A 9122-nucleotide genomic window follows, 5' to 3' on the forward strand; every position below is an offset into this window, starting at 1 on the left:
GAAACGCGAAAGAAAAAAGATCGAGAATAAAAAAATTAAACTAATTTAGATTTTTATTAAATGACCTTTGTTGCATTAAGGTCTTGAATCCACGCACCCCGTTAAATATTACCCGAAATCGGTATTGACAGAAATTCCCAAAATTTGTATTTTTGACTTTAATAAACAAAAACATAAAACTATGAAAACTAAATTTTTATTTTGGACTTGTGTAATTTTTCTTTTTTTAATTTCCTGTGAAAATGATGATGAAAATATAAACCAAGATGAAGAAATTAATCTTAAACAGATTAAAATAAGTCTTGTTCTTCCAAATGGTTCAACTATAAATCCAAATGATTTAACAGTTTCAACAATATTAACAGAAGATGCAAATGTAAACAATTCTGTTGCTACTGTAGAAACTTTTGATGATCATGCAACTGAACTTACTTTTGCAACAAATAGTGCAGGAAACATCGTTCTTTTAGGTTATTTCAATCCAAATAATACGGAAAATTTAACATTAAATTCGGAAACTACTGCAATTGCTTTGATAATGCTACATCCTTGGACAATGGATTTATCTGTTGAAGGAAAAGAAGATGCAATATCCAAAATTAAAAATCTTCCTGAATTTAATACTTTTAAGAACTTAGTTGAAAGCAGTATTATTTCAGGAAATTTAGACCCTTTATCTGCAACTGAAATTATTAATAAAGTGGCAACAATACAAGTAGACATTTTTTCAAGATTTACTGAATATAAAGATCCTTTACATTTTGATGTAGATAATCCAAAAATTACAATCAAAAATGAAAAAAGTAGTACTGCTTATGGAATTGGTTTATATGATTCCAATAATACTTATATAAAACATGAACTTTTGGATGGTATAGAAAAATTTCAATCTACTATTGATCTCATCTCTCAAAATATCTTTAATACATCTGGAGAATATTCTACAACATCTTTTACAACACCCTCAAACAATGGTAACTATAAATTAATTGCGAAATCGGGATTGTCTTTTGATAACTCTAAAGAGAATATAGTTGCAAGAGATGAAAATTTAAGAATATTACTTGCAAATGCTATTGGTCTTTTTTCTACTAAATTAAAAGCAATAGTTAGACTGAGAAATGGTGTTTGTATTTCTGAAATAACTTCGCTAATGTTAAATTTCGCTCAATTCAATGATAATGTTCTTCAGAAATATGCAAATCATCAGATTGATGGATATCAATTTACAAAACAATTTCTTTTATTTTCGATAATTAAATACGTTGATATCATTGGAGTAATTAACAGATGTGGTACTAACTATAATGTTAAAGGAACACCTTTTTTATCAATAATGAAAAAATTAGAACTATTTTCAAAGTTAGAAAGTGCATACAATGGTTCTGCACATTTAACAGATTGGATTCAATATGACCGTGAAATCGAAGTTTGCTTTTCAAAAAATGATAATCAAGTTAATTCTTGTACTCCTAATTTTTCAGGAACATGGAAGATACAAATTGTGACTAATAATTGTCAACAAATGAATAATTATGAGATTGAAATTGGTTCTCATTTTCAATCTAATGGGGATGATTATTTTTCGTTAAATTCAATTTCTGGCTGCTATAATACAGCTGGTTCTTGGCTTATGTACAAAAATAATATGGTTACACTAAAAATATATGGAATGTGCGGAGGTGGCATCTATCCTGATACATTGATTTTCAATTCAGTTAGTTATAATCAAGCTGAGAACTATTACTATGGTACATTTACTTATGAAAGTGGAGGCTATGGAACTTATGGTTCTGAAATAAATTGTTCTGGGAATATGAAATTTGTCAAATTGTAAATAAAACTGCGTACAACAGCCGGTAAGCAAAATTGCCGAATCTTTGGTAGCCGGAAGTTGTGGTTTCACGAAGAAAGTTCTATCTTGGCAGAGAGAACTCAGTTCGCTCTGGTCGGCAACTTCGCTTACCGACATTGCAACAAAAAAAAAAAATCAATCGTTCGCGCCGATTACTTAACAGCGCATTTACGCGATCGCTGAGTTTTCGGTAACCGGAAGTTGCGGTTTCACGAAGAAACATTATATTCGTCAGAGAGAACTCAGTTCGCCTGGTCGGCAACTTCGCTTACCGGCGAAACGTTAGCTGACATTGCAGAAAAACCATGATATACACGAAATTATTATTTGGACATTTCATTATTTCTATCATCAGTATATTGGCGATGGCAGGTATAATTGAAGTTTTGAATGAGAGATGTAGTAATATGGTCGCATGTAATTTTACTCTAATAAATATAATTTGGATTGTTTTACTGATAATATTTCTATGCGCATATGTGCTGAACGGTTATGTTTCTACAAAAAACAAAGAAGTATGGTATAAATATTATTCAGTTGCTTTTATTGGAATTTTATTTTGGATGATTTGCTTTGCTGTGGCACCAAAATCAACAAACTACAAATCAGGCGAAGGTGACATTTGGTTTTTATACGAATTCTTTATCGTTGCGAAATCACCAACAAATTTCATCCTCGACAGTGATGAAAAATATTCTTTAAGTTTTGACCTGTTTCAAAAATTTATATTTCCAATCTTGTTTTCTTCCTTTCAGTATTTAGGCGGAAGACTTAAAATGAGAAGAATAACCAATAGCAACGCCAGCTAACAGCGCAGTTAAGCAAGAGCTGGTTTTTCCTAGGTTGAACGTTCGGTTTTCACGAAGAAAGTCTTATCTTGGCAGAGAGTACTCAGTCCGCTTTCCCGCTCCTGCGTAACTGCGCGAAACGTTAGCTGAAATTGGATTACAAACATGAGAAAAAGACGTTCCCCAATTGCAAAAAATTTATTGAAGAACTCGATTGCAGGAATGTTTTCCGCTATTGAAGTTCACAATAAACCTATCATCGCATATCGATATGAAACAGTTGTGCTTTTAGTTTTGAATTCATGGGAATTAGTTTTAAAAGCATACCTCTATAAATATCATAAATCAGTAAAATTGTTTCACAAAGATGGCACTACAAAGCAATTTGAAAATTGTCTAAATATCACCGTCGACAAACTCGGAAAAGATTTTATTCCAATATGTGAAAATCTCAATGTTTTATATGAATACAGAAATCAAGTCGCGCATTTTTATCTTGAAGAATTAAATCCAATACTTTTTTCCTTAATCAGCAAATCAATTATATTTTATTCTAAATTCATAAAGACTCATTTTAAATTTGATTTAAGTGAGGAAGCAAATCTTATTCTATTGCCAATAGGATTTAAGCGTCCCATTTCACCGATCGATTACATTTCTACTAATTCAGTTAATTCAAAAGCCTCATCGGAACTAAAAGAATTTTTGCAAAGTATCGTAAATGCTTCTCGTCGTTTAAATGATGACCAAATAGACGAAACTATTTTTTCTGATTTTAAAATGAATTTGACAAATGTAACCAGAATTACAAATGCAGACTTAATTGCTGGAATAGACAATACTAAAAAAAACGAATTAGTTGTAACCACAATCAAAGAGTCTAAAAATGTTGTTGCTTCGAAATCTGGCGACGCCGTCAATTTGACTAGAGATAAATCACAAGCTCAAGGAACTTTGATTTATGAAGAACTACAAGATGGAATATTTGATGAAATAAACAATATTGTTGACGCAAACAAAATACTGGCTAAAAACAATTCAAAGTTTGTTCTCGGATCACAATTATATTACCGAATTTATTCTGAACGTCAACACGTAAGTTTCAATATCGAAGTGTATGAACTATTAGCTAAAACGGCATTGTTAGATTTTAATGCACCGTTTTTATATTGGTTTACAAAATTACCTGGAAAAAATGCTGCCGAGATATTGTTACAGGTATATGACCAAGGAAAAGCCAATAAAATTATGAGTTTAAATAGAATTTCCATTTTACTTGGAGATAGCGCTTCCAAAAAACTTCAAACAAAATTTGCGGAAAAATTTAAAGACCAAGTCCAAAAACCAAATTATGTATACAGCCTTAGCGAACTAATCAAAAGTAAACAGACCGACCCAGTATTAAAATGTTTAAAATCTAGTTCAGGGAAAGTCATGTTGTCGAAAACCTTCTCTGAATATATTAAAGATCCTAAACTTTCTAAGTCTACTTTATCTAGAGAATGCTTTAAAATTTTTAATGAGGAAGCAGATCAAAAAGCAATTCTTAGAGAACTAGATTTCTTAGCATATGGCGATCAAATGGTTGCAAATACCGAACTTGCAAATGAATTTATTAAACAATTCTAGATCAGCAACTTCAGCTAACCGCCGTTTCATCGACATTGCCGAGATTTAGGTAAGTTGAACGTTCGTTTTCACGAAGAAAGTTCTATCTTGGCAGAGAGAACTCAGTCCGCTTTGTCGGCAACGTCGTGAAGCGGCCTAACGTTGGTGGCCATTTCCGAAGACTCGAACTTAAAAGAGCGAAAATTGATGACATTCATATGAATATAGTAATCCCAATTCTAGCCGCAATATTGGCTTCCGCACTTACGTCATACTTGACTTTAAGAATCAGAAAATTTGAGTTGCTCCAAATAAATAAAATTGCAGCATTTAAAGAAGTTTCAACAGCACTTACGAAATTGAAACGCCATTGTTTAGGAAAAGTCGCAGAATTTGAAGGCAATGAACTTTCTCCATATTCAGCAAACGAGTCTTCAATTTATCTGTGCCGCCAAAGCCTTGCGCTTGCTTTAGACGAAAATTCGATTTTTCTATCTCAAGCCGGTCGTGATCGATTAGAAAATTTAATAAATGAGTTAAGCGGTTTAGCGAATGCTGAACTTTCACGAAATATACAAGAGAATTTCCCTGGGATTGAAACCTCTTATTTAGAGATGTCAAACAAAGCAAAAAGTTTTATAGAATTACTTTATAAAGATCTCAGCATAAAATGAAACGGCCACCAACAGCCTTTTTACGCAAGAGCTGGTTTTTAGTAAGTTGAAACATTTATCAAACCAAGAAAGTTCTATCTTAGCAGAGAGAACTCTGCTCCTATTTCCGCTCCTGCGCAAATAGGCGAAACGTTGTAGGCAATTGCCGAAAAACTGCACTTAATAAGAACTTGATTATGTTAGTTTATAAATATAGAGGAGGAAATTTTGAACGTGATTTACTTTCGTTAGAAAACAATTATTATTGGGCTTCAAATTTCGATCAATTAAATGATGCAACCGAAAATGCAGTCGGTCATGATTTGTTCCTAGAACAGCTAGCCTTTATAAATTCCATACTTAGAAACGGTGATAATGAAAGTAAAAATATTGTTGAATCTAGTCTTAAGAATTTACTTTCCCATAATAAACGAATGGGAATATATTCTTTATCAAAGACATATCTGAATGAATTGCTTTGGGCGCATTATGGGAATTCTCATAAAGGCTTTTGTATTGAATACAACAAAGAAGAACTTCTTAAAAGTCTTGAATATGAAAATCCATTTCCTTTCAAAATCAAGTACAAAAAAATACCACCGGAAATAGATATCTTAGATATGCTTCCAAATAAAAACAACATTATCCGTAAAATCGCTGGCGTAAAATCGAAACGATGGAAGTATGAAAAAGAATTTAGAATTGTACACGATGATTACGGAAATCAGTTTTACAATTATAACGCAGTAAAATCTATTTACTTTGGCTTAAGGATGATTCAAGAAGAAAAAACTGAATTAATAAATAGATTAAAAGGTCGCGGTATAAAATATTTTCAAATTGAACGGCTAGATAAAACTTACAATTTTACGGCTAAAGAAATCATAGATCATAATGGCGATGAAAAAACTTATTTAACACAAATTCCAAATTCAATAACGAAACATAAGCCAATAAAATTTGAGATTACCAAACAGAAGTTTTTTAAACTAAACTTACTTGGAGAAATTGAAATTAGATTAGAATCAATTATCAATAATGATGAGATTTTTTGGCTAGCAAATACCGTAAAGAATATAATATTTCAAACAGCAACTAGGATTTTTATTTCTTATTACATCGAAGGCCAAAAAGATGATTTTATTCCTTGGGCAACATCCAATTTTGCTGACAATAAATTTGAGATAAAAATTAATGACTATCATGATTTATAGCAACTGCCTACAACAGCGCAGTTAAGCAAGAGCTGGATTTCGGTAAGTTGAACGTTCGTTTTTCACGAAGAATGTTTTATCTTGGCAGAGAGAACTCAGTTCGCTTTTCCGCTCCTGCGTAACTGCGCGAAACGTTACAAGAGAGCGCCGAGGAATCCCGGAAAATCGCCGTGTTGAACTTCTCCGACCAATCTTTGTCGCTAATTTTCATATGATTTATTTTGCGCTGAATTTTGAAATATACTTTTAGTACCTAAAACTTTGTGGCCAAGCTTTGTCTGGTTTTCATATGATTCTCTTTGCGCTGAAATCCAAATCAGAGAGTTCGCTGCAAACGAGTAAATTTTCCAGCCAATCTTTGGCGAAGTTCTTTACCGAAAATCCTCGTGGAGTTTCGTTGTGGTAACTTTGTGGAATTTCTTTGTCGCCTTCCAGGAAAATTCTCCAAAACAAGAATAAATATTCTAAAATAAAAAATCCGAGCTGGGTCGATTTACTTTGACTGGCGCCCCTTGTAACAGCCGGTAAGCAAAATTGCCGAGTTTTTGGTAGCCGGAAGTTGTGGTTTCACGAAGAAACATTATCTTCGGCAGAGAGAACTCAGTTCGCTTGGGTCGGCAACTTCGCTTACCGGCGAAACGTTGGGCGCAATACCTATGGACGATATCGTAAAACAAATAATTTTAGAAAAAATACGAGTCTCATTAGAAGACTATAAAATACATGCCGATGAATTATTAAAAATAATCAATATTCATTTCGCAAAAGAAAACGATCGATTAAGAAACATCGCTATTTTAAATCTTCAAAGATACTATTCTGGTCTCATTTGCGTCACTACTTTAATTAAAGAATATAAATTCTATAAACCAATCGAATTTAACTACATATTAATTTTGAGAGCTCTAACTCTTGACTTTATCACCTTAGAATATCTAAAATCTCAGCATGATTTAGGTAATGATAAATTTAATGAAGCTTCAAAGAAAATAAACAATATTTCAGCAATTGAGACATATAGATATTGTGACAATATTGAAGATAAATACAGAGAACCATTTAGGGAATTCGTCGCAAAAAATATTTTTCCTGAAAATTACTCATTTGATGAATCTCGAAATAAATTTATCCTAAAAAACTCAAATTCAATCAGTCCATGGAAAATGGCCGAATACTTTAAGGACAAGAAAAACACTTTTGCCTTTGATGCTTACAAGCTATATGCAAACTTTTCTCTAGTTGAACATTTTAATAATCTAACTTTTAGTGCTATGAAAGGAGAAACTAATACAAATTTGAATAATATGCTTTGGGCAATGTATTATATTTTTCATGGCCATTACACATGTTTTGAAATTTTAGATTTCTTTCCAAAACACACCTCTGAAATAGTAGAGAAAAGAAATTATTTTTTAAGTTTATTACACGAAGTCTAAGGTAAAGCGCCCAACCGCCGTTTCAAGCCATTGCGGAGATTTTGGTAGCCGGAAGTTGCGGTCTCACGAAGAAAGATTATCTTCGGCAGAGAGAACTCAGCCCGCTTTGATCCGCAACGTCGTGAAGCGGCCTAACGTTGTGTGCAATTTTATGGGACGTTAGTCGTAACAACGAACTAAAATACAATCTGAACTAATCTAAACTCAAATAAAAATATGAAATCAATTTTACTCATTTTTATTTTGCTTTTATCTATAAATGTAAATTCTCAAAGCTGCGAGGAGCTCATGGAATATGTGAAATCCAAAAGTTATGGATCAACTTATTCGAGTTACACTAGCGACGCAATCCAAAAAGTTACATTTTACGATGTTGTAATTGATTACAAAACTCATTACTTTGCCATTGTTTGCTTTAAAAGGAAATATTCTTACGATTGTTCCGAATACATATATCAAGTCGGCTACAATACAAAGTTTAATTATTCTCTTGATTATTTAGATAGCGCTGGAAAGGCATTTTGGAAACATATTCAGCCATATAATGACAATCTTGGTTGCGCCCCAAATTTTAATTAGATAAGGCATTCCAATATAAAACTGACACACAACAGCGCAGTTAAGCAAGAGCTGGATTTCGGTAGGTTGAACGTTCGTTTTTCACGAAGAAAGTCTTATCTTGGCAGAGAGTACTCAGTCCGCTTTTCCGCTCCTGCGTAACTGCGCGAAACGTTGGCCGCAATGCCGAGAAAATGGAACCTGAATGAAAATCGTAAGTTGGAATTTAGAACGACCTAACAATAATCCTAAATCAATCAAAAATACTTTCATTGTTGATTTGATTGAAAAGATTAGCCCTGATATTATTTTCTTAACCGAGACAAATTCTTCAATTAATTTCTCTGAATATTTTTGTCATAAAAGTGAAGAGCTTCCAGAAATTCATGAGAACCAGCGTTACAAAACTGGAGAAAACAGGATAACAATATTTAGCAAATTTCCAATAGAAAGAGTAATTGAAACTTACGATTCTTACACTGCAATCTGTTGTCAAGTAAATTCAGAGATTGGAGAATTGCTTTTGTATGGAAGTATTATCGGAAGTTTCGGTGGTAAAGACGAGTTTTTTAAAAATGACTTGCGAAATCAAAAATCCGAAATCGAAATTCTAGCGAGAAACCATAATTTAATTTATTCTGGTGACTTAAATATTTCTTTCTCGGGTTTTCCATATCCGAGCAAAAATGTAATTTATGATATGAGTGATTTTTTCAAATCAAATTCACTGAGAAACATTACAAGCGGAAATGAAAATTCAGCGATACACGTCGTCACCAGCGAAGAAATTTTAAACACCAAGAAAGTAACACAAGAAATGATTAATATTCAACCTCAAATTTCAGATCATAACCTTGTAATTGTGGAAATGCACTGACGGCCAACCGCCGTTTCAAGCCATTGCCAGGTTTTCGGTAGCCGGAAGTTGTGGTTTCACGAAGAAACATTATCTTCGGCAGAGAGAACTCAGTCCGCTTTGATTGGCAACGGCGTGAAGCGGCCTAACGTTA

General features: G+C 32.9%; 7 protein-coding genes. All 7 read left to right on the forward strand.

Going from position 1 to position 9122, the window contains the following annotated elements:
• Positions 1 to 181: 181 nt before the first annotated feature.
• The 7 genes from BLP55_RS15585 to BLP55_RS15620 all read left to right on the forward strand — a co-directional run bounded on the left by BLP55_RS15585 (position 182) and on the right by BLP55_RS15620 (position 8989).
• The gene (locus tag BLP55_RS15585; protein WP_091146928.1) at positions 182 to 1837 is read left to right on the forward strand and encodes a hypothetical protein; all 1656 of its coding nucleotides are present in this window, start codon (positions 182 to 184) and stop codon (positions 1835 to 1837) included.
• 323 nt (positions 1838 to 2160) lie between these two features.
• Positions 2161 to 2664, forward strand: coding sequence for a hypothetical protein (locus BLP55_RS15590; protein WP_091146932.1), 504 nt, complete (start codon positions 2161 to 2163; stop codon positions 2662 to 2664).
• A 144-nt stretch (positions 2665 to 2808) separates the two neighbouring features.
• The gene (locus BLP55_RS15595; RefSeq protein ID WP_139149749.1) at positions 2809 to 4272 is read left to right on the forward strand and encodes a DUF3644 domain-containing protein; all 1464 of its coding nucleotides are present in this window, start codon (positions 2809 to 2811) and stop codon (positions 4270 to 4272) included.
• Positions 4273 to 4469: 197 nt separating this feature from the next.
• On the forward strand, positions 4470 to 4925 hold the full coding sequence (locus BLP55_RS15600) for a hypothetical protein (RefSeq protein ID WP_139149751.1): 456 nt from the start codon (positions 4470 to 4472) through the stop codon (positions 4923 to 4925).
• A gap of 176 nt (positions 4926 to 5101) precedes the next feature.
• Positions 5102 to 6118 (forward strand): DUF2971 domain-containing protein, encoded by a 1017-nt coding sequence (locus BLP55_RS15605; RefSeq protein WP_091146942.1) that lies wholly within the window; start codon positions 5102 to 5104, stop codon positions 6116 to 6118.
• A 545-nt stretch (positions 6119 to 6663) separates the two neighbouring features.
• Complete coding sequence (locus tag BLP55_RS15610; protein ID WP_139149753.1) at positions 6664 to 7554, forward strand: hypothetical protein; 891 nt, start codon at positions 6664 to 6666, stop codon at positions 7552 to 7554.
• 763 nt (positions 7555 to 8317) lie between these two features.
• On the forward strand, positions 8318 to 8989 hold the full coding sequence (locus BLP55_RS15620; RefSeq protein WP_091146953.1) for an endonuclease/exonuclease/phosphatase family protein: 672 nt from the start codon (positions 8318 to 8320) through the stop codon (positions 8987 to 8989).
• The last annotated feature ends 133 nt before the right edge of the window (positions 8990 to 9122 follow it).

The organism is Flavobacterium caeni (assembly GCF_900101895.1).
GTDB classification, from domain to species: domain Bacteria; phylum Bacteroidota; class Bacteroidia; order Flavobacteriales; family Flavobacteriaceae; genus Flavobacterium; species Flavobacterium caeni.